This is a genomic window from Streptomyces sp. AK010, from assembly GCF_014207295.1.
In the GTDB taxonomy this organism is placed as follows: Bacteria; Actinomycetota; Actinomycetes; order Streptomycetales; family Streptomycetaceae; genus Streptomyces; species Streptomyces massasporeus.
This window is the reverse complement of record NZ_JACHCX010000013.1, coordinates 196499-220234: the sequence shown is the minus strand read 5'-3', so window position 1 is coordinate 220234 and position 23736 is coordinate 196499. Positions and strand designations below refer to the sequence as shown.

The 23736-nt window shown below is 70.3% G+C and carries 21 protein-coding genes; 8 read left to right on the top strand and 13 right to left on the bottom strand.

The genetic code is table 11. The features are described from left to right. The gene (locus HDC93_RS38710) at window positions 1-348 is read right to left on the bottom strand and encodes a hypothetical protein (protein WP_260419735.1); all 348 of its coding nucleotides are present in this window, start codon (window positions 346-348) and stop codon (window positions 1-3) included. Between the two features lie 346 nt (window positions 349-694). Then, on the bottom strand, window positions 695-3673 hold the full coding sequence (locus HDC93_RS24725) for a beta-galactosidase (protein ID WP_185013032.1): 2979 nt from the start codon (window positions 3671-3673) through the stop codon (window positions 695-697). A gap of 132 nt (window positions 3674-3805) precedes the next feature. Here HDC93_RS24725 and HDC93_RS24720 point away from each other — a divergent pair, with 132 nt between their 5' ends. Then, window positions 3806-4264: an Rrf2 family transcriptional regulator gene (locus tag HDC93_RS24720; RefSeq protein WP_185013031.1), complete on the top strand. Its 459-nt coding sequence runs from the start codon at window positions 3806-3808 to the stop codon at window positions 4262-4264. Window positions 4265-4567: 303 nt separating this feature from the next. After that, window positions 4568-5221 (top strand): DUF4360 domain-containing protein, encoded by a 654-nt coding sequence (locus HDC93_RS24715; RefSeq protein ID WP_185013030.1) that lies wholly within the window; start codon window positions 4568-4570, stop codon window positions 5219-5221. A gap of 89 nt (window positions 5222-5310) precedes the next feature. Here the strand turns inward: HDC93_RS24715 and HDC93_RS24710 are convergent, their stop codons facing one another. Next, window positions 5311-6087 carry an alpha/beta fold hydrolase gene (locus HDC93_RS24710; protein WP_185013029.1) on the bottom strand — a complete coding sequence of 259 codons (777 nt, stop codon included), beginning with the start codon at window positions 6085-6087 and terminating at the stop codon, window positions 5311-5313. 64 nt (window positions 6088-6151) lie between these two features. On the opposite strand from HDC93_RS24710, the gene HDC93_RS24705 reads away from it, so the two are divergent. Next, complete coding sequence (locus HDC93_RS24705) at window positions 6152-6700, top strand: YciI family protein (RefSeq protein ID WP_185013028.1); 549 nt, start codon at window positions 6152-6154, stop codon at window positions 6698-6700. Window positions 6701-6752: 52 nt separating this feature from the next. Here HDC93_RS24705 and HDC93_RS24700 read toward each other — a convergent pair whose 3' ends face one another. Beyond that, window positions 6753-7529, bottom strand: a complete 777-nt coding sequence (locus HDC93_RS24700; protein WP_185013027.1) for an intradiol ring-cleavage dioxygenase — start codon at window positions 7527-7529, stop codon at window positions 6753-6755. A gap of 122 nt (window positions 7530-7651) precedes the next feature. Here HDC93_RS24700 and HDC93_RS24695 point away from each other — a divergent pair, with 122 nt between their 5' ends. Continuing rightward, the gene (locus HDC93_RS24695) at window positions 7652-8107 is read left to right on the top strand and encodes a TIGR03618 family F420-dependent PPOX class oxidoreductase (protein WP_185013026.1); all 456 of its coding nucleotides are present in this window, start codon (window positions 7652-7654) and stop codon (window positions 8105-8107) included. Window positions 8108-8496: 389 nt separating this feature from the next. Next, a complete protein-coding gene (locus HDC93_RS24690) occupies window positions 8497-9483 on the top strand; it encodes an arabinan endo-1,5-alpha-L-arabinosidase (RefSeq protein WP_185013025.1) in 987 nt (328 codons plus the stop codon). 112 nt (window positions 9484-9595) lie between these two features. Here HDC93_RS24690 and HDC93_RS24685 read toward each other — a convergent pair whose 3' ends face one another. The 8 genes from HDC93_RS24685 to HDC93_RS24650 all read right to left on the bottom strand — a co-directional run bounded on the left by HDC93_RS24685 (window position 9596) and on the right by HDC93_RS24650 (window position 20081). Further along, window positions 9596-11371: a histidinol-phosphate transaminase gene (locus tag HDC93_RS24685; RefSeq protein ID WP_185013024.1), complete on the bottom strand. Its 1776-nt coding sequence runs from the start codon at window positions 11369-11371 to the stop codon at window positions 9596-9598. 171 nt (window positions 11372-11542) lie between these two features. Continuing rightward, window positions 11543-12691 carry an aldose epimerase family protein gene (locus HDC93_RS24680; RefSeq protein WP_185013023.1) on the bottom strand — a complete coding sequence of 383 codons (1149 nt, stop codon included), beginning with the start codon at window positions 12689-12691 and terminating at the stop codon, window positions 11543-11545. Between the two features lie 56 nt (window positions 12692-12747). Then, window positions 12748-13992 carry a multiple monosaccharide ABC transporter permease gene (mmsB, locus tag HDC93_RS24675; protein WP_185013022.1) on the bottom strand — a complete coding sequence of 415 codons (1245 nt, stop codon included), beginning with the start codon at window positions 13990-13992 and terminating at the stop codon, window positions 12748-12750. Then, on the bottom strand, window positions 13989-15539 hold the full coding sequence (mmsA, locus tag HDC93_RS24670; protein ID WP_185013021.1) for a multiple monosaccharide ABC transporter ATP-binding protein: 1551 nt from the start codon (window positions 15537-15539) through the stop codon (window positions 13989-13991). Before mmsA ends, mmsB begins: the two co-directional genes overlap by 4 nt. A 46-nt stretch (window positions 15540-15585) precedes the next feature. Further along, window positions 15586-16698 carry a multiple monosaccharide ABC transporter substrate-binding protein gene (chvE, locus tag HDC93_RS24665; protein WP_398986276.1) on the bottom strand — a complete coding sequence of 371 codons (1113 nt, stop codon included), beginning with the start codon at window positions 16696-16698 and terminating at the stop codon, window positions 15586-15588. A gap of 139 nt (window positions 16699-16837) precedes the next feature. After that, window positions 16838-17806 (bottom strand): hypothetical protein, encoded by a 969-nt coding sequence (locus tag HDC93_RS24660; RefSeq protein WP_185013019.1) that lies wholly within the window; start codon window positions 17804-17806, stop codon window positions 16838-16840. A 110-nt stretch (window positions 17807-17916) separates the two neighbouring features. Next, window positions 17917-18921: an alcohol dehydrogenase catalytic domain-containing protein gene (locus HDC93_RS24655; protein WP_185013018.1), complete on the bottom strand. Its 1005-nt coding sequence runs from the start codon at window positions 18919-18921 to the stop codon at window positions 17917-17919. Then, on the bottom strand, window positions 18918-20081 hold the full coding sequence (locus tag HDC93_RS24650; protein WP_185013017.1) for a mandelate racemase/muconate lactonizing enzyme family protein: 1164 nt from the start codon (window positions 20079-20081) through the stop codon (window positions 18918-18920). The genes HDC93_RS24655 and HDC93_RS24650 overlap by 4 nt, the downstream gene beginning before the upstream one ends. A gap of 270 nt (window positions 20082-20351) precedes the next feature. Here HDC93_RS24650 and HDC93_RS24645 point away from each other — a divergent pair, with 270 nt between their 5' ends. Next, a complete protein-coding gene (locus tag HDC93_RS24645) occupies window positions 20352-21296 on the top strand; it encodes a hypothetical protein (protein ID WP_185013016.1) in 945 nt (314 codons plus the stop codon). 304 nt (window positions 21297-21600) lie between these two features. Here HDC93_RS24645 and HDC93_RS24640 read toward each other — a convergent pair whose 3' ends face one another. Beyond that, on the bottom strand, window positions 21601-22050 hold the full coding sequence (locus tag HDC93_RS24640) for a MarR family winged helix-turn-helix transcriptional regulator (protein ID WP_185013015.1): 450 nt from the start codon (window positions 22048-22050) through the stop codon (window positions 21601-21603). A gap of 102 nt (window positions 22051-22152) precedes the next feature. Between HDC93_RS24640 and HDC93_RS24635 the strand changes: the two genes are divergently transcribed. Further along, a complete protein-coding gene (locus HDC93_RS24635; RefSeq protein ID WP_185013014.1) occupies window positions 22153-23175 on the top strand; it encodes an NADP-dependent oxidoreductase in 1023 nt (340 codons plus the stop codon). 96 nt (window positions 23176-23271) lie between these two features. Further along, window positions 23272-23691 carry an organic hydroperoxide resistance protein gene (locus HDC93_RS24630; RefSeq protein WP_185013013.1) on the top strand — a complete coding sequence of 140 codons (420 nt, stop codon included), beginning with the start codon at window positions 23272-23274 and terminating at the stop codon, window positions 23689-23691. The last annotated feature ends 45 nt before the right edge of the window (window positions 23692-23736 follow it).

The following is a 23736-nucleotide window of genomic DNA, read 5'->3' as shown; positions in this document are numbered from 1 at the left end:
TCAGCGTTCGATGTGCGGCAGGGCGGTCGAGGACGCCGAGGCCGGGGTCGTCCCGGCCGCCCGGTAGCCGTCCGAGCCCGGCACCTTCGCCAGGGCGTTCATGACGACGGGGGTCGTGGCCACCGGCCCCCGCTCGCTCACCCAGGCCGTGCCGTCCCAGCGCAGGTGGTGGGCCCGGGGCTGGTCCCAGAAGTCCCAGCCGGCGATCCGGCCGGGCCGTCCCCGCGCGTCGGCGACGATCCCGTTGAGCATGCCGGCACCGAACGGCTCCGTCACGCCCTGCCAGGTGCTGCCGTGGCCGTGCAGGAGCAGCACTCCCGGCGGCTTGCCGATCGGCCGCCGTCCCACACCAGAGCCAGGGGCGAGCCGAGGGTGCTTCCGCTGCGGCCCTCCTCGCCCACGGCCCCCGCCAGGCCGGCCCCCCGCGCCGGTGACGTCCCGCAGCTGGGCGGCCGGTGCGCCGTCCGGTACCGGCACGGCCTGCCACACCCGGGGCGCCCCGGTTGCCCGTGCGGGCGCCGCCGCGGCCCGCCCTCCGGCCACCGGGGCGAGTCCCAGACCCGCCCCGGCACCGGCTATTCCGCTGATGAACCGCCGTCTTCGCGCAGAAGTCCGCTCCCTGTCGCAGCCCGAAGGCACAACACGGTGAACCAGCGTGCCGGAGAAGGCAATGCACGCGGACGGCCCGATCCGGTCACACCGGATTCACGGGCACTCCTCCGGCCGCCGCGCCCAGCAGGGTCAGCCGCGCCTCTCCGGGCCCGGCCGGTGTGGTCCCGTCGGACAACACCGCCAGCGCCAGTGTGTTGGCACCCCGTGTGCGCAGGATCCCGTTGGGCAGCACGAAGGTGTGCTGCGGGCCCACGTCGTTGATGTACTGGCCCATGTTCCAGCCGTTGAGGAAGATCTGGACGCGGTAGGCCCGGCCCGGGTCGTCGTCGAGGACGAGCCCGATCGAGGCGTCGACACCCGGGGCGACGTCCAGCCGGAAGTCCGTCCGGTACCAGGTGACGCCCTGCCGCCGCTCGGCCCGGGGGAGTTCGGCGTCCTTCCAGTCCCCGTCGTCGTACTCGGGCAGATGCCAGCCCTCGCGCTCCCCGTGCAGCCCGCCGGTGTTCATCGGCCCGCGCACGGGATCGGGCGTGGAAGCGCCCTGGATCCGCCACGTCACCTCGGGGGAGCCGCCCTCGAAGGTGACGGCGGTCAGACCCCGCGCGGCCTTGTGCGTGTCGAGGGCCTTGCCGTCCATGTCGTGCTGCATCCGCCGCACGAGCACGGAGAGCACATGCCGGTCACGCTTCCCGTCCCGCGCCTCACGCAACCTCTCCCGCAGCTTCTCCGGCAGGTCGAAGCCCGCCTTCGCGGTCCACGTCCCCTGCCGCGCCCGCTCCTTGTCGGGGACCGGCATGCGGTGCGTGCCCAGCGGCTCGCCGTCCAGCCAGGCCATGAGCAGGCCCTGGGTGCCCGTGCTGTAGGCGAGGGACACGGACTCGATGCCGTTCTCGTCGTTCCACTCGCCCCGGTACCAGACGTCGCCGTAGTGGAAGCCGTAGTCGTCCGCGAACAGGACGGGCTGCCCGTCGGGCACGGGCGTGGTGCTGAAGGTCGTCTCCTTGTCGGCCGTCGTCCAGTCCGAGTCGTCGAAGTCCGGCTCGGACTCCGGGTTCCCGGCCCGGCGCCGCCAGCCGTCGAGGGCGGGCAGGGACGGCCGGGCCACCCCGGGCAGCGGCCGCAGCGCCAGCAGGCTGCCGGAGGCGCTGATCCGGGTCGCGACCGGGCGCCCGTTCCAGGTGACGTGGGTGATCCCGCGCGGCCCCCACACCTCCAGGCCGGTCTGCCCGGTGGTGTCGCCGGTGAGGTGGACCGTGGAGTCGCGCAGCTCGGCCGAGCGCAGCAGGGCGGGGCCGTAGACGAGGAGCGGGCCGGACGGGGTCTCGTAGGGCCACAGCCGCAGGGCGGTGGCGTCGTCGGCGAACAGCACCAGCATCGGGGTGTCCACCCCGTCGCCCTCGACCCGCACCCGGCTCAGCCCGCCCGCGCCGAGCGGGGCCGTGATGTTCAGCTTGCCGAGGTTGTACGCCCAGGCGGGCTCCGCGTCCAGCCGCATGGGCGTCGGCTCGTCCGCGCACTCCAGGACGACCTGCGCCATCTCGCCCCGTCGGCCCGCGAACACGGCGATGTCCTGCCGCCCGGCGGTCAGGCTCAGCATGGGCTGCACGGTGGAGTGCACCAGCGTCCGGTGCCCGAGCCGCAGACCGGCGGCGATCAGCTTGGCGTCCCGGGCCGGGACGGTGACCGGCACGTCGATCCCGGCCTCCGGCAGCGTCGAGGAGACCGCCTCGCCGGTGTCGTTGCGCAGGACGTAGAAGTGGGCCCCGGTGTCGGGGTTGGTCAGGTGGTAGACCTTGATCCGCTCGTCACTCGCGCGCACCGACTTCGCCCGGTGCAGCTTGGCGAGGTCGGGCACGAACCGCAGCAACTGCCCGGTCTGGTGCATCGGCGCGAGCTTCGGGGTGGCGTTGCGGGCCTCGTCGAACGCGGCGCCGTAGTCGTACGAGGTGTACACGGCCGGCGCGGGCAGCCAGCCCCAGGAGGTGCCGCCGAAGGTCATGTAGACGTTGTGCAGGGTGATGCCGTTGGCGAGGTTGGTGAGGTGGAAGCGCCGCTCGTACGCAGCGTCCCGGGTCCGGCGCGCCTCGGCGTACCCCTTGCCGTCGAACGCCGACCCGCCCCACGGATCGAACCAGCCCCCGCCGAACTCGGGCACGAACCCGGGCGTCTTGGGACTGGCCGTGGCCCCGCCCGTCGCGCCGCCGCTCCCGAAGAGCCCCCAGTCGGGCGGCACCCGGTCCGGCTCCGGGTATCCGTCGAACCCGTACAGCCAGCGCCCCTTCTCCCCGCCGGTGCCGAACGACCCCGGGGTCCAGTGGCCGCCCGGCCCCTTGTCGTTGTGGAACAGCGGTACGTCGATGCCGTCGGCGCGGACCTTCTCGTACAGGTACGACATGTAGGCGCGCCCGGACGGCTCGTCGACGTGCGCGTCGTACTCGTTCTCGATCTGGTAGAGCAGGACCGTGCCCGTGCCCCGCGTGAACAGGCGTTTGGCGACGACGGCGTTGACGGCGGTCAGCCACTCGTCGACATAGCGCAGATACGTCGGGTCGGAGGTCCGGGCCCGGCCCTCGGTGGCGGTCAGCCAGCCCGGGAAGCCGCCGGCGTCGACCTCGGCGTTGATGTACGGCCCGGGCCGCAGGATCACGTACAGCCCCGCCTCGGCGGCCGTCCGCAGGAACAGGTCCAGGTCGCGCACGCCGGTGAAGTCGTAGCGGCCGGGGGCGGGGGAGTGGTGATTCCAGGCGACGTACACGCTGACGGCGTTGTAGCCGTGGGCCCGCATCTTCTCCAGCACGTCCCGCCACAGCGACGGGCTCGGCAGCCGGAAGGGGTGCATCTCGCCCGACCAGAGCACCAGGCGGCGGCCGTCGACCAGCAGCGAGTAGTGGTCGAAGCCGATCTCGTGCGGCCGGCCGTCCGCGCTCGGCACCGGTGGCGGCGGGCCGGTGGGCGCGGTGCGTGCCGGGTTGGCGGAGGTGGGCGACCCGCTGCCGGTCAGCGCGAAGCCGAGCGCCGCCGTGCCGGCCAGAGCGTGGAAGGTACGCCTGCTGAGCTCCAAGGGAGCGCCTCCTGTTGTGCCTTGCGATACGTGGTGCGTGGTGCGTGTGGTCGTCGTGCGGGGGTGCGTGTGCTCGCTGTGGTGCGCGGTGCGTGTGCTCAATGTCTACAGGGTCACGGGGACAATGGTCCTATGGGGATCTCGGCACGAGCGGACTACGCGGTACGAGCGGTCGTGGAGCTGGCCGTCCGGCAGGGGGAGGGGCCGGTCAAGGCGGAGGCCGTCGCCACAGCGCAGGACATCCCCCACAAGTTCCTGGAGGGGATCCTCGGGGATCTGCGGCGTGGCGGGGTCGTCGACAGCCGGCGTGGCGGGGGCGGCGGCTACCGGCCGGCCCGGGAGGCCGCGGAGATCACGGTCGCGGACGTGATCCGGGCCGTCGACGGGCCGATCGTCTCGGTGCGCGGCGAACGGCCGACCGGTCTCGTCTACTCCGGCACCGCCGAGCCGCTGCTGCCGCTGTGGATCGCCCTGCGGGCCAATGTGCGCAGGATCCTGGAGGGCGTGACGATCGCCGACCTCGCGGCCGGGGCGCTGCCAAAGCCGGTGGAGCGGCTGGCGGCGGAACCGGCGGCCTGGGAGAACCCCTGAGGGGCTGCGGCCGTGCGCGGCGCTGTGCGTGATCCTCATTCCGTCCTCGGGATGTCCTCGGTCTGACGCACTGGTGCAACGCACCCTATGTGCCTGCCGGTATCCCAGTGAATTCCCGCCAGTGTGAATGGCCGGAGAGCGACCTGGCCCGCTCCCGTCGCGCTGCGTACGATGCGACCGCTCCCGCTCTTCACATCACCTTCATGGAATGGTCACAGGTCGGGGGTGCGTGCGGCTGTCGCTTTGACATGCCCATGCTCTGTTCCTGTCACGATCCACCCCCCACGTACGGATGGGAGAACCATGGCCGGTGGCCTGCTCCTGAGCGGTGCGGTAGCCGCGCTCCTCACCAGCGCACTTCCCGCACAAAGCCCGTCCTCCGGGTTCGACGACCCGCCCCCGGACAAGATCATCATCCAGGTCGCCACGGTGAACGGCTCCGGCTGCCCGCAGGGCACGGCAGCGGTCGCCGTCTCCGAGGACAACACCGCCTTCACGGTGACCTACAGCGACTACCTCGCCCAGGCCGGCGGAAGCTCCGACCCGACCGCGTTCCGCAGGAACTGCCAGCTCAACCTGAGGGTCCACGTCCCCGGCGGCTTCACCTACGCCATCGCGAGCGCGGACTACCGGGGATTCGCCTCACTCCAGCGGGGCGCGAGCGCCACCCAGCGGGCCTCGTACTACTTCCAGGGCTCGCCCAGCACGGTGTACAGGAACCACCCCTTCAGCGGCCCCCTCAACGACAACTGGCAGGCCACCGACGAGACCGACTGGGCCCAGCTGGTCTACGCACCCTGCGGAGTCCAGCGCAACTTCAACATCAACACCGAGATCCGCGTCAACGCCGGCACCCAGTCGGCCGACAAGGTCAGCTTCATGACGATGGACTCCACGGACGGGGACATCAGCACGGTGTACCACCTGGCGTGGAAGGAGTGCCCGAAGAAGTCGTGACGGTGTGAACGGGGGCGGCCCTCACCGGGCCGGTGGTCCGGTGAGGGCCGCCCCTCGTGTTCCCGCGTGGACGCTGCGGCGAGGGCCGGTCAGCCCCGGGGTGTCAGCGCCGCCGCGGTGGCCTGCGCGAAGGCCTCCGCGTTGTCCAGCATGATGTTGTGACCGCAGTCGGGGATCGCGACGACGGACACGCCCGCCTCGCCGAGGGCGTCGGAGCCCGGGAGCGGCCCGTCCGCCTCGGGAAGCAGGAAGGTGCGGGGAATCCTCAGATCCAGCAACAGCTCCCGCATCGTGGGGTCCGTGCCGCGCGTCAGATGGAACGCGCTGCGGTGCAGGGCCTCGCGGCCGGCCAGGCGCATCGTGGACCACCAGTGGGCGCCGACCCGGTCGCGGACCTCCTCCCAGCCGCCGCCCGTCACGAACTCCTCCTCGGAGTAGGCGGCGATGCCGCTGCTGCCCGAGGAGCCGCGCGTGCGCGGGATCGGGTCGAGGTTGGCGTCGACGAGCACCAGCCGGGAGACCAGGTGGGGATGGCGGGCCGCCAGGACGATCGCCACCGAGCCGCCCATGCTGTGCGCGATCACCTCGGCACCCGAAACCCCCGCTGCGGTCAGGGCGTCGGCGAGCGCGTCGGCGTGCGATTCGAGCGTGTAGTCGAAGGCCGTCGGACGGTCGCTGATCCCGTGGCCCAGCAGGTCGATCAGCAGCGACCGGCGCCCGGCCAGCAGCGGATGGACCGCGGCCCGGGTGAAGTAGGCGGGCGATGTGGCGCCCAGTCCGTGCACGTAGACGCGCGGCGGCTCCTGCCCCGGCAGTTCGACCCAGCGGATCCGGTCGCCCTCGGGTGTTACGGCGGCGCTGCGCACGGTCTGCTCTCCTGTGGTCACGACGACGGGAGACACGAGAGTAGCCACTGAGGTTGGATGAGCCATGGAATTCTTCTGCCACCACCGTGACCGGCCCGGCTCCCTGCCGCTGCGGGAGGAGCTGGGGGAGGCGCACTGGGCCTATATGGACCGGTACGAGGCGGAGTTGATCGCCCGGGGGCCGACCTTCGCCGAGGACGGGGAGACCCCCACCGGCAGTGTGCACATAGTCGACCTGCCGGATCCCGCCGCCGCGCGGGCGTTCGCCTTCGACGAGCCCAACTACCAAGCCGGGGTGTACCGGGACGTCCTGCTGCGGCGCTGGCGCAATCTGCTGGGGCGGACGATGTGGGAGTTTCCGGGCGGGCGGACGGGCGGAGAGCGCCATCTGGTCCTCGGACTCGGGCCCTTGAGCGGAACCGCCCTCGATGTGCCGTCCGACCGCGACGAGCTGATCGCCTACGGGCCCCTGCTGTCCGACGACGGTGAGGGCTGGGTGGGCACGGCCGCACTGGTCCGGGCCACGGACCCGGAGGCGGCGCGTGCCGTGCTGCCCCCGGGGCGGTACGCGGGCGTCGAGGTGCACGCGTGGGAGTTCGGCGGGCGACGGTGACGCGAGCTCCCGGAGCCCACCGCGGCGCGTGGGCTCCGGGCCGTGGGCCGTGTCAGCCCTGCTCCACACCCAGGGTCAGCGCACCCGCGTAGCCCGCCGACGTCGTGCTGCCGAGGGGCGTGAGGGTGAGGAGGCCCGAGGCCGCGCCGCCCTCGTCGTAGATGGAGTCCTGGGCGAGTGTGGTGCGCGGGACCGTGTTGACCTTGTACGCCGGGAGTGCGGCGACCCTGGTCGTGATCGCCTCGGCGAAGAAGAGCTGGCCGGTGTGGAGTTCCTCGCCGCCGGTGAAGGATCCGTCGGGGGTCAGGGTCACGTCCGTGTGGACCTTGATGTGGATGTGCACGCAGCGACCCCGGTACCAGCCCGGGTAGACCGTCGTGATCGCCGCGACGCCGCGCGCGTCGGTGAGGACGCCACCGCGCAGGAACGTGCCGTTGTCGGGTTCGTCGTGGCCGTTGTTGCCGACGAAGCCGGAGTACTCGCCGAGGGCGTCACAGTGCCAGATCTCCACCAGGGCGTTGTTCAGGGGAGCGCAGGTGTCGTCGTCGACGACCGTGAGCGTCAGCTTCAGCGGGATGCCGGTCTTGTCCTCCCGGATGTCGGAGCGGACGTACTGCCCGTCGAGGTAGTAGGGGCCTTCGGTCATCTCCTTGGTCAGGGTGCACACGGCTGCGGCGGCGACCGGGGCGGTCGCGGCACGGCCGGCAGGGGTCTCGGTGCCGGGGGCCGCCGCGCCCACGGCCAGGGCGGCCGCGGTGGCGCCGGTGGCCAGCAGGACGGTGCGGCGGCCGAGGGACGTGTCGGGGCGGTCCTTCGAGGTGTCTGTCATGAACACGGCACTCTAGGGAGGCTTTCTGTCGGGGAGCTGTGGATCCGGCAAAGTGACGGTGCGTCAAGTAGATTGTGAGACGGTCGTGAAATGCCTTGGCGGGCACGGGTGTTGAGCTTGGCATGACGCAGAATCCGGGGCCCCGTCCCCTGTCCGACGCAGCCCTCTGCGACCTGCTCGGCAAGCAGCAGTTCGGCACGTTCGCCACCGTCAAGCGCAGTGGCCACCCGCATCTCACCACCATGCTGTACAGCTGGGACGCCGAGTCCCGCACGGTGCGCTTCTCGACCACCGCCGACCGTGTCAAGGTCAAGCACCTGCGCCGTGAACCGCGTGCGGCGCTGCACGTGCAGGGCGGGGACGTCTGGTCGTTCGCCGTCGCCGAGGGCGACGCCGAGGTCTCCGAAGTCACCACGGTCCCCGGCGACACGGTCGGCCGGGAACTGCTCGCGATGATCCCGGCGGGCGCCCGACCGGACGACGAGGGCGCCTTCCTCCGGCAACTGGTCGACGAGCGGCGCCTCGTCATCCGGCTGAGGGTGGACCGGCTGTACGGGACCGCGCTCGACATCGCGTAAGGGGAATGCGGCACGACGAGCACCGCGAGCCCAGGGGCCGCGCCCTCGCGGAGATGCTCGTGGCGACGGCCAGGGCGGCGGGGTGACCGAGCCGGCCGGTCTGATCGTCGGCGGTGAGGCCGAGTGCGTGGACGTCTACCACGTCAGGTACTACGGCCTGGGCCTGCCCACCGGCTGACCTTCAGCGGCCCCAGCCGGTTCCTCGGCTCATCACCCATCCCTCATCCCCATCCCCCATCCCCCGTCTCCCGTCTCCCAATGGTCCGCGCAGCTGTTGCTGCGCGGACCATTGACGCGCAAGGGGTTCGATTCTACGGTCCGTTCGAACTTGCGATCATCTTTCGAAATATCGAGCAGCTCTTCACCCTCACCGCGAGGAGAGGACCCGCATGAGCCGCAGTCCCCGCACCCTCCGCAGGCGAACCGCCCTGTTCGCCCTCCCCGCCGTCGCGCTGCTGGCCCTGGTCCCGGGCCCCGCGTCCGCGTACCCCGGCCCCGGCCGGGTCACCGGCGACGTCGTCACCCACGACCCTTCGATGATCCGCACCTTGTCCGGGCAGTACCTGCTGTACGCCACCGGCGGCGGCATCGCGAGCAAGACCTCCGGCGACCGCACCGCCTTCCGCAACAGAAGCGACGCCTTCACCAGCAGGCCGAGCTGGTGGAAGAACTACTCGTCCGTCCCGGAGGCCTGGGCGCCGGACATCTCGTACCACGGCGGCAAGTACCTGATGTACTACTCCGTCTCGAAGTTCGGCTCGAACACCTCCGCCATCGGCCTCGCCACCTCCAGCACCGGCCAACCGGGCAGCTGGACCGACCAGGGCACGGTCCACACCTCGAACTCCGCCGCCGACTTCAACGCCATCGACCCGAACCTCTTCGTGAACGACGACGGCACGTGGTGGCTGTCGTTCGGAAGTTGGTGGACCGGGATCAAGATGATCCGGATCGATCCGTCCTCCGGGAAGCAGCTCTCCTCCCACACCACCCGCTACTCGCTGGCCTCCCGCCCCACCGGGACCAAGGCCGTCGAGGCGCCCTTCATCGTCAAGCGGGGCGGCTCCTACTACCTCTTCGCCTCGTACGACACCTGCTGCGCGGGCACCGGCTCGACGTACAAGGTGAAGGTCGGGCGCGCCTCCAGCGTCATCGGGCCGTACCGCGACAAGAACGGCGTCGACCTGGTGAACAACGGCGGCACACCCGTCCTGGAGTCGCACGGCAGCGTCATCGGCCCCGGCGGCCAGTCGATCCTGAACGACGCCGACGGCGACCTGATCGTCTACCACTACTACGACGGCAACGCGAACGGCACACCCAAGCTCGGCATCAACCTCCTGAACTGGAGCAGCGGTTGGCCCGTCGCCTACTGACGCCCCAGGGGCGCGGGGCCGTGCTCGATGTGCGGCTCCGCCGCGTGGGCGCCCACAGCCACGAAGGGCCCGCACCCGCACGGTCGCAGCAACCACCTACGGCGGGAGGGCGCTACCCGGCCTGCCCCATCCCCGCCGCGTTCGGCCAGCTCTGCGCGGCGGGCCACCCCGTGGCCGGCGCCGGAGTCAGCCCGTTCGTCCCCCGCACCTGCGCCGCCGTCAGGCCCCCACGGGCCGGAACACCGGGCGGCGTGGGCCCGGTGAACGGAGCGGCCATGGGTGACGGCGCCGGAGCCGGGGCCGGAGCAGGGACCGGCGCCGGAGCGGGCATGGGGGCCTGAGCCACGGGCGCCAGGGGCGGCGCCGGGGCGGCCACCGGCTGGGGAGCGGGCTGCGGCACCGCCTGCGGCATCTGCGGCTGCGGCATCTGCGCCGCGGCCGGCATCGGCATCCCGCCGCCCGTATCCGCCGGCACGGCGGACGCGGCGGCGGGGAGCGGCATGCCGATGCCGGTGGCCGGAGCGGGAGCCGGGGCGGTGGCCGCCGCGGCGGGAGCGAACCCCACCCCACCCGTGCTCGCGGCCGCCGGGGCGAGCCCCGGCCCCCCGACCCCCGTGGTCGCGGCGGCCGGCGCGGCGGCCATCCCCACCGCCTGCGCTGCGAGCCCCCGCATGCCCGACCCGTTCGTCTCGCTCACCAGACGGTCCACGGCCGCCGTACCCGAGCTGTAGCTGGTCCCATTGCCCAGCTCGGGTACGGCGGCTCCCCTCCTGGACGTCCCGTAGAGCACCTGTTCCAGGCCGGACACCAGGCGACGCACGTCCACCTGGGGGCGCACCACGAGACGCAGGAAGCGACTGGACGAACCGATCTTGTTGCCGCACTCGCGGACCAGGATCCGGTGCTCGGTGAGCATCCGGTCCCGGACCACGGTGCCCTCGGCGCCCACGGGGAGGCGCACGAAGAGGAAGTTGCCCTGCGAGGGGTAGACCGTGAGCCCGGGCAGGGAGGAGAGCTGGCCGGCCATGTCGAGACGGTCGCGGCGCACCTGCTGGAGGCTCTGCATGTACTCGGCGCCGTGCTCCTTCAGCATGAAGACGACGTGCTCGGCGAAGGAGTTGAGGTTCCACTTCGGCAGCATCGAGCGGACCCGGCCCGCGAGCGCCGGGTTGGCGACGAGGTAGCCGAAGCGGATGCCGTGCAGGCCGAAGTTCTTGCCGAGGCTGCGCAGTACGACGACGTTGGGCCGCAGCATGGCCTCCTGGACGACCGACGGCTCGGCCTCGGCGTCCGCGAACTCCAGGAACGACTCGTCGATGACGATCAGGTCGAGGTCGGCCATGGCGTCCATGAACTGCACGATGGCGTGCTTGTGCAGGAAGCCGCCGTCGGGGTTGTTGGGGTTGCAGATCACCGCGACGCGGGTGCCGCGGGCCCGGATGAACTCGGCGTACTGCGCGAGGTCGAGGGCGAAGCCGCTGGACTCCTGGAGCGGGAACATGTCGACCCGCTTGCCGGTCTCCATGGGCTGGTCGGTCCAGCGGCCGAAGGTGGGGACGGGGACCGCGAGCGACTCACGGACCAGCAGGTGGTCGATCCAGGTGATGAGCTCGGTCGAGCCGTTGCCCATGGCCACGCACTGCGGGGGCAGCTGGAGCAGGCTGCACAGCTCGGCGGTGATCGTGTCGGCGCTGCTCGGGTAGTACGTGATGATGTCGCGCAGCCGGCCCGCCATGTCCTCGAACATGGCCGGGGTCGGGAAGTACGGGTTGCAGGGGATACAGAAGTCCACGGGGCCGGCTCCCTCGCCGCCCTCACGTGTCAGAGCCGCCATCGACGGGCTGTGTGCCGCGGTACTGCGGAACAGCGACGTGACGTTGTCGGCCATGGAACCTCCGTATGGGGCGGGTCCGTTGGGGACGGACGGACCCGACGTTTGAGGGCGGCCCGCGCGGGGGAGCGCGGGCCGCCCTTTCATACGGAGGTCACGGGGACACTGTTCAACCGTCATGAAAACGGTCGGAACATGTGCCCATCGTGTGAAGGCCTGTCAGTGGCCTCAGCAGCCGAACGTGTGGATCGTGGTCGTGCGGTACGTCTGCCCCGGTCGCAGCACCGTGGAGGGGAACTTCGGCTTGTTCGGCGAGTCCGGGAAGTGCTGCGTCTCCAGGCAGAGCGCGTCGCCCTGCCGGTAGGTGCGGCCGGACGGGCCCGTCAGCGTGCCGTCGAGGAAGTTGCCGGAGTAGAACTGCAGGCCCGGCTCGTTCGTGGCGATCTTCAAGGACCGGCCGGAGGCCGGGTCGCGCAGGGTCGCGACGTGCTCGGGCCGGGCGGTGATGCCCTTGTCGAGGACCCAGTTGTGGTCGAAGCCCTTGGCGGTGACCAGCTGCGGGTGCGAGGTGCGGATGTCCCGGCCGATCGGCTTGGCACGGCTGAAGTCGAAGGGCGTGCCCGCGACCTTGGCCAGCTCGCCCGTGGGGATCAGGCCCGCGTCGGTGGGCGTGTAACGGGACGCGGCGATGTGCAGCTCGTGGTCCTCGATGGTGCCGCTGCCCTCGCCGGCCAGGTTCCAGTAGACGTGGCTGGTGAGGTTGACGACGGTGGCCTTGTCGGTGGTGGCCTCGTAGTCGATGCGCCAGTCGCCGTGCCGGGTGAGCGTGTACGTCACCTTCGTCTTGAGCGTGCCCGGGTAGCCCATCTCGCCGTCGACGCTCGTGTAGTACAGGTGCAGGCCGACGTCGGAGCCCTTCACGAACGGCTCGACGTCCCACACGCGCTTGTCGAAGCCCTGGGAGCCGCCGTGCAGGCTCTGCTCGCCGTCGTTCACGGACAGCTGGTGGTTCTTGCCGTCGAGGGTGAACCTGCCCTTGCCGATGCGGTTGCCGTACCGGCCGATCAGGGCGCCGAAGTACGGGGTCTTCGCGACGTAGTCCTCGAGGTTGTCGAAGCCCGCGGAGACGTTGGCGTAGCGGCCACGACGGTCGGGGATCTCCAGGGACTGGACGACACCGCCCCAGGAGAGGACCTTCAGGCGGGTGCCGCCGTTCTCCAGCGACCAGCTGTAGACCTTGGTGCCGTCGGCCAGCTTGCCGAAGAGCGTCTTCACCGGCTTCCTGCCTCCCGTGGCGTGTGCCGTGCCGCCGAGCGTGGTGGCGGCTATGCCCGCCGCCGCTGCTCCGGCGATGACCGTGCGTCTGTTCAGTTCCATGTGTGCGGCTCCCGATAAGGAGAGGGCCCCGCCTTCCGGCGGGGCCCCGATCTGACTTACGAACCGACCTTGCGCTTGTTCCACACGTCGAACCCGACCGCCGCCAGCAGCACCATGCCCTTGATGACCTGCTGCCAGTCGGTGCCGATGCCGACGAGGTTCATACCGTTGTTCAGCACGCCCAGGACCAGGCCACCGATGATCGCGCCGAGCACGGTGCCGACACCGCCGCTCATCGACGCACCGCCGATGAACGAGGCGGCGATCGCCTCCAGCTCGAAGTTGAGGCCGGCCTTGGGAGAGGCCGCGTTGAAGCGGGCGGCGAAGACCAGACCCGCCAGGGCCGCGAGCATGCCCATGTTCAGGAAGACCAGGAAGGTGACCTTCTTGTCCTTCACACCCGACAGCTTGGCCGCCGGGAGGTTGCCGCCGATCGCGTAGATGTGACGGCCGATGATCGCGTTGCGCATGACGTAGCCGAAGCCGACGAGCAGCACGCCCAGGATGAGCAGCACGATCGGGGCGCCCTTGTAGCTGGCCAGCAGCATGGTGAGCGTCAGCACCGCGGCACCGATCGCGACCAGCTTCAGCAGGAACAGCTTGGCGGGCGGGACGTCCAGGTCGAACTCCTGCTGCCGCTTGCGGTCACGGACCTCCTGGAAGATCACGAAGGCGATCATCGCGAAGCCCAGCAGCAGGGTGAGGTTGTGGTAGTTCGTGTTCGGGCCGACCTCGGGCAGGAAGCCGTTGGCGACCTTCTGCAGACCGTCCGGGAACGGACCGAGGGTCTGGCCCTCCAGGAAGATCTCCGTCAGTCCGCGGAAGATCAGCATGCCCGCCAGGGTCACGATGAACGACGGTATCCCGCCGTACGCGATGAAGAAGCCCTGCACGGCACCGGCGACCGCGCCCACGGCCAGGCAGAGGACCACGGCGAGGGGCCACGGCAGGTCCTGTTTGACCATGAACACGGCGGCCATCGACCCGACGAACGCCGTCAGCGAGCCGACCGAGAGGTCGATGTGGCCGGCGATGATGACCAGCATCATGCCGATCGCGAGGATCAGGATGTAGCTGTTCTGCAGCACCAGGTTGGAGACGTTGCGCGGCAGCAGCAGGTCGCCGTCGGTCCAGACGGCGAACAGGGCCACGATCAGGCCCAGCGCGATCAGCATGCCGTACTGCCGCATGTTGCGGCGCATACCGTCCATCACCAGCTGCAACAGGCCGTCGCCCGCGGCCCCTCCGCTCTTGCCCGGCGGCGCGGGGGCCGGGCTCTTGGCGGTCACGTCCGTGCTCATCGGGATACCTCTTTGTCCTTCGTCATCTGACGCATCAGCGATTCCTGGGAGGCCTCGGCCCGCGAGAACTCACCCGTCAGCCGCCCCGCGGCCATCGTGTAGATGCGGTCGCACATGCCGAGCAGCTCGGGCAGCTCGGAGGAGATGAAGACGACCGCCTTGCCCTGGGCGGCCAGCTGGTCGATGACCGTGTAGATCTCGTACTTGGCGCCGACGTCGATACCGCGCGTCGGCTCGTCCAGGATCAGCACGTCCGGACCCGAGAAGATCCACTTGCTGAGGACGACCTTCTGCTGGTTGCCGCCGGACAGCTTGCCCACCGGCTCGAACACCGTCGGCGCCTTGATGTTCATGGACTTGCGGAAGCCCTCGGCGACCTGCCGCTCCTCGTGCTCGTCGATCACACCGCGCCTCGCGACCTTGCCCAGGGCGCTCAGCGAGATGTTCCGGTTGATGGTGTCGATGAGGTTGAGGCCGTAGTGCTTGCGGTCCTCGGTCACGTAGGCGATGCCGTGCTTGACCGCCTCCGGGACGGTCTTCGTGCGGATCTCCTTGCCGTCCTTGAGAACCGTCCCGTCCGCGTACCGGCCGTAGGTCCGGCCGAAGACGCTCATCGCGAGTTCGGTGCGGCCGGCGCCCATCAGGCCCGCGATGCCGACGATCTCCCCGCGCCGCACGTGGAGCGAGACGTCGTCGCACACCTTGCGCTGCTGGTCGATCGGGTGGTGCACGGTCCAGCCGCGGATCTCCAGGGCCGGCGCCGCGCCCTCCTCGGGCTCGTGCGGCGACCGCTCCGGGAAGCGGTTCTCCAGGTCGCGGCCGACCATCCCGCTGATGATCCGGTCCTCGGAGGTCTCCGCGGCCTTCACGTCGAGGGTCTCGATGGTCTTGCCGTCGCGCAGGATCGTCACCGAGTCGGCGACCTTGCGGATCTCGTTGAGCTTGTGGGAGATGATGATCGAGGTGATGCCCTGCTTCTTCAACTCCAGGATGAGATCCAGGAGTTTGCCGCTGTCCTCGTCGTTCAGCGCGGCGGTCGGCTCATCCAGGATGAGCAGCTTGACCTTCTTCGACAGGGCCTTCGCGATCTCCACGAGCTGCTGCTTGCCCACGCCGATGTCGGCGACGCGGGTGTCCGGGTGGTCGGACAGGCCGACCCGGCGCAGCAGTTCGGTGGCGTGCCGGAGGGTCTCGGTCCAGCTGATGATCCCCCGGGTGGCGTGCTCGTTGCCGAGGAAGATGTTCTCCGCGAGGGAGAGATAGGGCACCAGGGCCAGTTCCTGGTGGATGATCACGATGCCGCGTTCCTCGCTGGCCCGGATGTCCTTGAACTGGCAGACCTCTCCCTCGAAGAGGATGTCGCCCTCGTACGTGCCGTGCGGGTGGACGCCGGAGAGGACCTTCATCAAGGTCGACTTGCCGGCGCCGTTCTCCCCGCAGATGGCGTGGACCTCGCCCTGGCGGACGGTCAGCGTGACGTCCGACAGCGCCTTGACGCCGGGAAAGGTCTTGACGATCGAGCGCATTTCCAGGACGGGTCCCGCCATGGTCGTGCCTTCCAATCAGTGGTGGAGCGTCGGTGGGTGGCGGGGACTACTTGAGGTCGCTCTCCTTGATGTAGCCGGAGTCGACGACCTCCTTCTGGTAGTTCGCCTTGTCCACCGCGACCGGCTCCAGCAGGTACGCCGGGACGACCTTCGCGCCGTTGTCGTAGGTCTTGGTGTCGTTGACCTCGGGCTTCTTCTTGTTGAGCAGCGCGTCGACCATGTTCGAGGACACCTTGGCGAGCTGGCGGGTGTCCTTGTAGACGGTCATCGACTGCTGGCCGGCGATGATCGACTTCACCGAGGCGACCTCGGCGTCCTGGCCCGTGACGACCGGCAGCGGCTTGTTCTTGGAGCCGTAGTCGTCGGACTTCAGCGCCGAGAGGATGCCGATGGAGATGCCGTCGTAGGGGGAGAGGACGGCGTCGACCCGCTGGCTCTTGTAGGCCGAGGTCAGGATGTCGTCCATGCGCTTCTGGGCGGTGCCGCCGTCCCAGCGCAGGGTGGTGACCTGGTTGAGCTTGGTCTGGCCGGAGCGGACGACGAGCTGCTTCTTGTCGATGTAGGGCTGCAGGACGTTCATCGCGCCCTGGAAGAAGTAGCGGGTGTTGTTGTCGTCGTTGGAGCCGGCGAACAGCTCGATGTTGAAGGGGCCCTTCTTGGAGCCGTCCTTCAGGCCGAGCTTCTCGACGATGTAGGTGCCCTGGAGCTCGCCGACCTTCTCGTTGTCGAACGAGGCGTAGTAGTCGACGTTCTTCGTGCCGAGGATCAGACGGTCGTAGGAGATGACCGGGATGTTCGCGTCCTTGGCCTGCTGGAGCACGTTGTTCATCGACTTGTTGTCGATCGCGGCGATGATCAGCGCCTTGACGCCCTGCGTGATCAGGTTCTCGACCTGCGAGACCTGCTGGTCGGGGTCGTCCTCGCCGTAGACCAGCTTGGTCTTGTAGCCCTTGGACTCCAGGTCCGTGACGACGTTCTTGCCGTCGGCTATCCAGCGCTCGGAGGACTTGGTCGGCATCGCGATGCCGATGGTGGCGCCCTTGGTGTCGCCTTCGCCCTCCTTGCTGCCCCCCTCGCCGCTCTGTCCGCAGGCGGACAGGGTGAGGGCGAGGGACGCGGCTCCGGCGACGGCGGTGAGAGCGGCTCTGCGGTTACGCATGATCATCATCCTTGATGTGTGTGCAGGGCTCGGTCTGGAGGGCGCGAAGTCGCTCCGGGTGGTCGTGCCGGAAAGACCGAGAAGATGTGTGGGATTGTGCGCGGCTGTGTCGTCTTTTGTAAGGTGAGTTTCCGGAACGTTATGACGAGATTTCGAAACGCTGGAGATCGCCCGGCAGGCGCGAGCCGAGCGGCGCCATGTCGCCGTCCGCCCCGTGGCGGGCCAGGAGGTCCAGGGCGAGCCTGCCGCGCCGCACGCGTTCCTTGGCGGTGGCCAGGGTCTGCTCCCGCATGTGGTGCCCGTACGGGTAGATACCGGGCGCCTTGGAGAGGCCGAACTTCAGGTACAACGGGGCGCCGCGACGGATGAGTTCGGCGACCTCGTACATCCGCACATAGCCGCCGAGGTCGTCCGGGGCCTCGATGTACATGTCCATCGGGGCGCCCGACACCCGCCGGATCTCGGTGAGGTGATCGAGCGTCAGGTCGCTGGGCACGTTGACCGAGTCCGCGCCCAGGCGCTCGTAGACCGCGTACGCCGCCGGGTTGACCGGGCCGATGAGCGCGGAGACCTTGAGTGTCGTGTCGGCCGGGATGATCCCGGCGGCCCGTGCCCGGTGCAGCGTCCACAGCACGCCCTCGTCGGCGACGAGCAGGCACTTCACGCCCAACTCCGTCGCTCTGACGGCGTCTTCGACACAGCCGGCGACGGCGTCGTGGCCGCGGGCGCGCAGGCCGGCCCCCCGCGAGTCGGTGCGCGTGGACCCGCCGATGTCCCAGGTGCCGCGCGGGCCGGTGAACAGGCAGAGCTCGATGTCGCGTTCACCGGTCGACTCGACCATCTCGGTGATCTCGGCGTCGGTCAGCATCCACACACCGCTGCCCTGGCTGATCCGGTGGATCGGGACGTCCAGCCGCGAGGCCTCCTTCAGCACCACCGCGAGCGCCTCGGGGCCCTCGCAGGAGGGGATCTCGGTGCGCCAGCGGCCACCGCCGGGGAAGGAATGCGCGGAGGCGTCGGCGGGATCGGGGGCGGGCGCGCTCAGGCCCAGTGCGGTGAGCGCCTGCTCACCGGGCCTGCGGGCTGCCGTGGTGGAAGCGTCGGTCACAGGAATGTCCTTCGGTTCGATATTTCGGACAAGGTTCGCGGCTCTGGGTGGGGCGAGGCTGGGGTACGCCGGTACGGGAGCCGTCAGGTTGCCCCCGTACCGGCGTACGTCTAGGGGCGGAGCAGCACCTTGCCCACCTTCGGATCACCGGCTCCGACCAGCTCGATGGCCTGCGAGAACTCGGTGAGCGGCAGCTCGTGCGTCACCAGCGGCAGCGGATCGAGCAGACCGGCGGCGAACACCCGCACCGTGTGCGCCCAGGCGTCCGGCGGCGCACCGAAGACGGTGTGCACCTCCAGCTGCCGCACGACGAGGTCGGTCGGGTCGAGACCGTCGGCGTCCGGCGCCGGGATGCCGGTCAGGACCAGCCGGCCGCCCCGCCTGAGCAGTCCGGCCGAGATCCGGGCGGCGTCCGCGGACCCGGCCGTCTCGATCACCACGTCGAAGTCGTCCGGGAGTTGCTGGTCCTTCGTCCGGAAGTCGCTCGCGCCGTACTGCCGCGAGAGCGCCTCACGGTCCCGGCGGGTGCCGACGACCAGCAGCTCGGACGGCGAGTTCGCCTTGAGGAACTGCACGGCGAACATGCCGAGGGTGCCGGTGCCGACCACGGCGACGCGCTCGCCGGGCTGTGCGTTGCCCTTCAGCGCGGCGGCCGCGACGCACGCGGCGGGTTCCAGAAGGGCCGCGGCCGTGAGGTCGCAGTCGTCCGGGAGGGCGTGCAGGAGACGGGCCGGGAGGGTCAGCGTGGCCGCCATCGCGCCCGGCTGGGTGAACCCGGTCTCCTCGTAGCCGGCCGTGCACAGCGTCGTGTCGCCCGCGTGGCAGCGGTCGCAGACCTGACAGTTTCGAAAGCCCTCACCGACCACCTTGCGGCCCAGGAGGGACTCCGGGACACCGGCGCCCACGGCCTGAACCGTCCCGGACCACTCGTGGCCCGGGGTCAGCGGGTAGCGCACATAGCCTTCGGGGCGATTGCCCTGGTAGACCTCGCGGTCGCTGCCGCAGATCCCGGAGGCGTGCACCCGGACCAGCGCCTCGCCGGCCTCGGGCCGCCGGGGCTCGTGCGGCACGAGACGATGCTCGCCCGGGGCGTCGATGACGACCGCGGTGCTCACCGCGCGCCCTTCGGCCTGCGCTGTTCCCAGCCCTCCGCCCAGAGGTCGAAACGGGCCTGCTGCTGGGGGAACTCGGCGGCGGCGTCGACGTCCAGCTCCACCCCGAGGCCCGGGGCGTCGGAGAGGTGGAAGCAGCCGTCCTCCGGGTTCACCTGCGGGGCGCCCTTGACCACCTTCTTGATCTCCGCGTCGGCGAAGTCGTTGAAGTGCTCCAGGATCTTGAAGTTCGGGGAGGTGAAGCCGACCTGGAGGGACGCGGCGGTCAGGACCGAGCCGCCCACGTTGTGCGGGGCCACCAGCATGTAGTGCGTCTCGGCGGTCGCGGCGAGCTTCCTGGTCTCCCAGATTCCACCGATATGGCCGACGTCCGGCTGGATGATGTCGACGGCCTGGCTCTCGAACAGCTCCCGGAACTCGATCCGGTCGTGGATGCGCTCACCGGTGGCCACCGGCATGTCGACCTTGGCGGCGACCTTCTCCAGCGCCTTGAGGTTCTCCGGCGGGACCGGCTCCTCCAGCCACGCCGGCTTGAACGGCGCCAGCTCCCTGGCCAGGCGCACGGCCGTGGCGGGGGAGAAGCGGCCGTGCATCTCCAGCATCAGCTCGGCCTCGGGGCCGATGGCGTCCCGGACCGCCTCGATCAGGGAGACGGCGTACAGGGTCTGCTGGTGGTCCAGCTCGAAGTGGCCGGTGCCGAAGGGGTCGATCTTGAGCGCCCGGTAGCCGCGCTCCATCACGCCCTGGGCGGCCTTGTGGTAGGCCTCCGGGGTCCGCTCGGTGGTGTACCAGCCGTTGGCGTACGCCTTGACCTTGTCGGTGACCTTGCCGCCCAGCAGCTGCCAGACGGGGACGCCCAGGGCCTTGCCCTTGATGTCCCAGCAGGCCATCTCGATCACGGCGATACCGGACATGACGATCTCGCCCGCGCGGCCGTAGTCGCCGTACTTCATGCGCTTGACGAGGTCCTCGACAGCGAAGGGGTCGGAGCCGAGAATGTGATTGGCCTCGGCCTCCTTCAGATATCCGAGAAGGGCGTCGGTGTGTCCCAGCATCCGGGTCTCGCCGACTCCGGTGATCCCCTCGTCGGTGTGCACCTGGACGTACGTCAGGTTGCGCCAAGGCGTCCCGACCACGTGTGTGCTGATTCCGGTGATGCGCACGGCGGTTGTCCCTCGCAGCTTCGTCGGCTCAGTTCCGTCAGTGTGTTCCGTCAGCGTCCCGCTCGTGCCCCGGCGACTCGGTCTGTTCGAGATTTCGGCACACGTTCGAAATGCTGGCGTGACAGTAAGGATCGGGCGGCGGGGGTGTCAATGGGTCGCGCGCATAACGGTTTCGACAGTTTCGAAACCTTGGGTGGACCGGGTCCCTACAGAACTTTCACCAGCTGAACCTAGGAACGCGACCTGCGCGGAACTTAATCTTCCCGCGTCATGGACTACTGCGACCCGTGCCGACGGCACCTCAACGGCGCCCTTGCCTGCCCGGGGTGCGGCACCTCGGCCGAAACGCCGCGCGGGCGCGGGCAGGAGTACGGCGCGTACGGCGCCCCCGCGGCCGGGTACTCCGGCGCCGGGCCGGGACGGCCGACAGGAGGGGACGGGCCGCAGGGGTCGGATGCGCCGGGCTCCTCCGCCTACGGGCACGACGGACACGAGCACGACGGATTCGACGAGCGTGACGGATTCGACGGGCGCGACGGATTCGACGGGCGCGACGACACCTTCGACGGCTCCCATGCCGACGACGACAGCGACGACCACGGTGGCGACCACGCCGACGACGACACCGATGACGGCGGCGAGCACCTCGGGCGCGCCGCCCGGCGGCGTGGCCGCGGGCGTGGGCACGGTCCGGCCGCCGACGGCCCGGGCGGGTCGAGCCGGCGGGACCGCAAGGCCGCGGCACACCGCCGGCGGCGGCGCCGGACCCTGTTCGTGGCGGCCGGGTTCGTGCTGGCCGCCGGTGGCCTGAGCCTCGCGGAACTCGGTCTGGACGCCCCCCGTTCGTCGCCCAAGCCGACCGCTGCCGGGGCCGAGTCGGCGGACGGCGACGCCTCGGTGGAGGCGGGGGAGACGGGCCGAGGCCCGGACGGAAAGGTGCCGGGCGCTGACGGCGCGTCAACATCCGCCTCACCCAGCGCATCCGACACGCCGTCCGCTTCGAAATCCCCGAAGGACGAGACGTCGCAGTCCCCCAAGGGCGACGAACTCACGAAGGACCCCGAGTCGGCGACGGCGGGAGGCGCCCCCAGCCGCCCGGCGTCCGGTCCCACGGCCGCCCGGCCCGCCCCGACCTCGGCCCCGACCACGCAGGCCCCGGAACCGGAACCGTCCGCGTCGGAGCCGTGCAAACGGTTCCTGTGGTGGTGCGCGTAGGGCCGACCCGGCCGGCTTCGCCGGTGCCGCGGGATCGGAACCGCTGTTTCCTGCCCTCGGGATTCTCCCCCGCAAACGTGGAGTTCGCGGCACTCGGAATGTGCCGGGGCTTCGAGCTGATGCTCGTGGAGGAGGACGGAACCGGACACGTTCCGCAGAACCCCGGTGGGCGGCCCGGAGGCACGGACCCGTTCGCGGCGCGCCGCGCACGATCCTGAGCCACCGCCCCGACCGCGGGTTTCCTTCGGGGCGGCCGAAGGCCGGTGACCGGTGACCGGTAGCCGGTGACCGATCCGGCCGCCGATCAGCCCAGCATCCGCCGCAGCGTGTCCCGCAGTGCCACCCGTTCCCCCTCGGAGAGCCCCGCCAGGGGCTCCCGGGCGAATCGGAGCGACTCCCGCAGGCTCCGGGCCACCCGGCGTCCCTCCTCCGTCGCCGCCGCCACCTTCACCCGGCGGTCGGTGGGGTCCGGGCGGCGCTCGACCAGCCCTCGCGCCTCCAGCCGGTCCACGATTCCCGTCACATTGGACGGCTCGCACTTCAGCTGCTGGGCCAGCCTGCGCATCGGCAGCGGTTCGAGGCACAGCAGGCTGAGCAGCCGCGCCTGCGCGCCGGTCAGGGCGTGCTCCGCCGCCCCCGACTCGTAGTCCTCGTGGAACCGCGCCACGACCTCCCCGATCAGCTCGACGACCTCGAGGGTCAACGGATCAGGGCGGTTGGTCGTCTCTTGGGGCGTCGGTGTGGTGGAGGCCATGCGATCGAGGGTACCCGGTTATTTGACAACCTGAAATTTTCAGGAGCATGGTTGTTTCAGGTACTGAAACATCCGCATCGAGCCAGTGAGGTAAGGCGCCCCATGACCGACACCCCCACCCTCCCCGCCGTCAGCCGCGAGTGGCACCTGGCGAGCCGTCCCGTCGGCTGGCCGAAGCCCGAGGACTTCGCCTTCGTCGAGGCGGACGTACCGCAGCCGGGCGAGGGGGAGGTCCTCGTCCGGAACACGTACCTCTCCGTGGACCCGTACATGCGTGGCCGTATGAGCGACGCCAAGTCCTACGTCGCCCCGTTCGAGCTCGGCAAGGTCATGCAGGGCGGCGCCGTCGGCGAGGTCGTGGCCTCGAACGCCGAGGGACTGTCCGTCGGGGACCATGTGCTGCACTTCTTCGGATGGCGCGAGTACGCGGTCGTCGGCGCGAAGAACGCCGTCAAGGTGGACCCGGACGCCGCGCCGCTGTCGACGTACCTCGGTGTGCTGGGCATGACCGGCCTCACCGCCTACGCGGGTCTGCTGCGCACCGCCGCCTTCGAGGAGGGTGACACCGTCTTCGTGTCCGGTGCCGCCGGCGCCGTGGGCGGCCAGGTCGGCCAGATCGCCAAGCTGAAGGGCGCCTCGCGGGTCATCGGCTCCGCCGGGTCGGACGAGAAGGTCAAGCTCCTCACGGAGGAGTACGGCTTCGACGCCGCCTTCAACTACAAGGACGGGCCCGTCGCCAAGCAGCTGCGCGCCGCCGCACCCGACGGGATCGACGTCTACTTCGACAACGTCGGCGGTGACCACCTGGAGGCGGCCATCGGCTCCCTCAACGAGGGCGGCCGGATCGCCGTCTGCGGCATGATCTCCGTCTACAACAACACCGAGCCCGCCCCGGGCCCGAAGAACCTCGCCCGCCTGATCGCGACCCGCGGCCGCATCGAGGGCTTCCTGGTCGGCGACCACTACGACCTGCAGCCGCAGTTCGTGCAGGAGGTCGCCCCCTGGGTCGCCTCCGGCGAGCTGAAGTACCGGGAGACCGTCGTCGAGGGCATCGAGAACAACCTGGAGGCGTTCCTGGGCGTTCTGCGCGGCGACAACACCGGGAAGATGATCGTCAAGCTCTGACGCCTTCCTTCGGGATTCCGGCATGCGGTAACTTGTTTCCGAATCCGTCCCGGCCTGGGCGCGAGCCGCGGCGGACGGCCTAAGGAACACAACCGCATGCCGATCCAGCAGTCCGACGTCCTGTACACCGCCGTCGCCACCGCAGAGAACGGGCGCGACGGCCGGGTCGCCACCCACGACGGCACGCTCGACGTCGTCGTCAACCCGCCGAAGGAGATGGGCGGGAGTGGCGCCGGCACCAACCCGGAGCAGCTCTTCGCCGCCGGGTACAGCGCCTGCTTCCAGGGCGCTCTCGGTGTCGTCGCCCGCCAGGAGGGGGCCGACCTCACCGGTTCGACCGTGACCGCGAAGGTCGGCCTCGGCAAGAACGGAGACGGCTTCGGGATCATCGTCGAGATCTCGGCCGACATCCCCAAGGTCGACCGGGGCACCTCGCGGTCGCTGATCGAGAAGGCGCACGAGGTCTGCCCGTACTCGAAGGCGACCCGCGGCAACATCACGGTGACGCTGGTCTGACCTCAGTCGTCGCGTACGCGGAGGCCGCACCCTTGGACGTGGGGT

Coding starts and splice junctions, on each gene's coding strand:
- mmsA (WP_185013021.1), bottom strand. CDS start 15,539: ATGGCGGGACCCGTCCTGGAAATGCGCTCGATCGTCAAGACCTTTCCC.
- HDC93_RS24690 (WP_185013025.1), top strand. CDS start 8,497: ATGAGCCGCAGTCCCCGCACCCTCCGCAGGCGAACCGCCCTGTTCGCC.
- HDC93_RS24645 (WP_185013016.1), top strand. CDS start 20,352: ATGGACTACTGCGACCCGTGCCGACGGCACCTCAACGGCGCCCTTGCC.
- HDC93_RS24680 (WP_185013023.1), bottom strand. CDS start 12,691: ATGGAACTGAACAGACGCACGGTCATCGCCGGAGCAGCGGCGGCGGGC.
- HDC93_RS24705 (WP_185013028.1), top strand. CDS start 6,152: ATGGAATTCTTCTGCCACCACCGTGACCGGCCCGGCTCCCTGCCGCTG.
- HDC93_RS24700 (WP_185013027.1), bottom strand. CDS start 7,529: ATGACAGACACCTCGAAGGACCGCCCCGACACGTCCCTCGGCCGCCGC.
- chvE (WP_398986276.1), bottom strand. CDS start 16,698: ATGCGTAACCGCAGAGCCGCTCTCACCGCCGTCGCCGGAGCCGCGTCC.
- HDC93_RS24720 (WP_185013031.1), top strand. CDS start 3,806: ATGGGGATCTCGGCACGAGCGGACTACGCGGTACGAGCGGTCGTGGAG.
- HDC93_RS24635 (WP_185013014.1), top strand. CDS start 22,153: ATGACCGACACCCCCACCCTCCCCGCCGTCAGCCGCGAGTGGCACCTG.
- HDC93_RS24640 (WP_185013015.1), bottom strand. CDS start 22,050: ATGGCCTCCACCACACCGACGCCCCAAGAGACGACCAACCGCCCTGAT.
- HDC93_RS24685 (WP_185013024.1), bottom strand. CDS start 11,371: ATGGCCGACAACGTCACGTCGCTGTTCCGCAGTACCGCGGCACACAGC.
- mmsB (WP_185013022.1), bottom strand. CDS start 13,992: ATGAGCACGGACGTGACCGCCAAGAGCCCGGCCCCCGCGCCGCCGGGC.
- HDC93_RS24630 (WP_185013013.1), top strand. CDS start 23,272: ATGCCGATCCAGCAGTCCGACGTCCTGTACACCGCCGTCGCCACCGCA.
- HDC93_RS24695 (WP_185013026.1), top strand. CDS start 7,652: ATGACGCAGAATCCGGGGCCCCGTCCCCTGTCCGACGCAGCCCTCTGC.
- HDC93_RS24715 (WP_185013030.1), top strand. CDS start 4,568: ATGGCCGGTGGCCTGCTCCTGAGCGGTGCGGTAGCCGCGCTCCTCACC.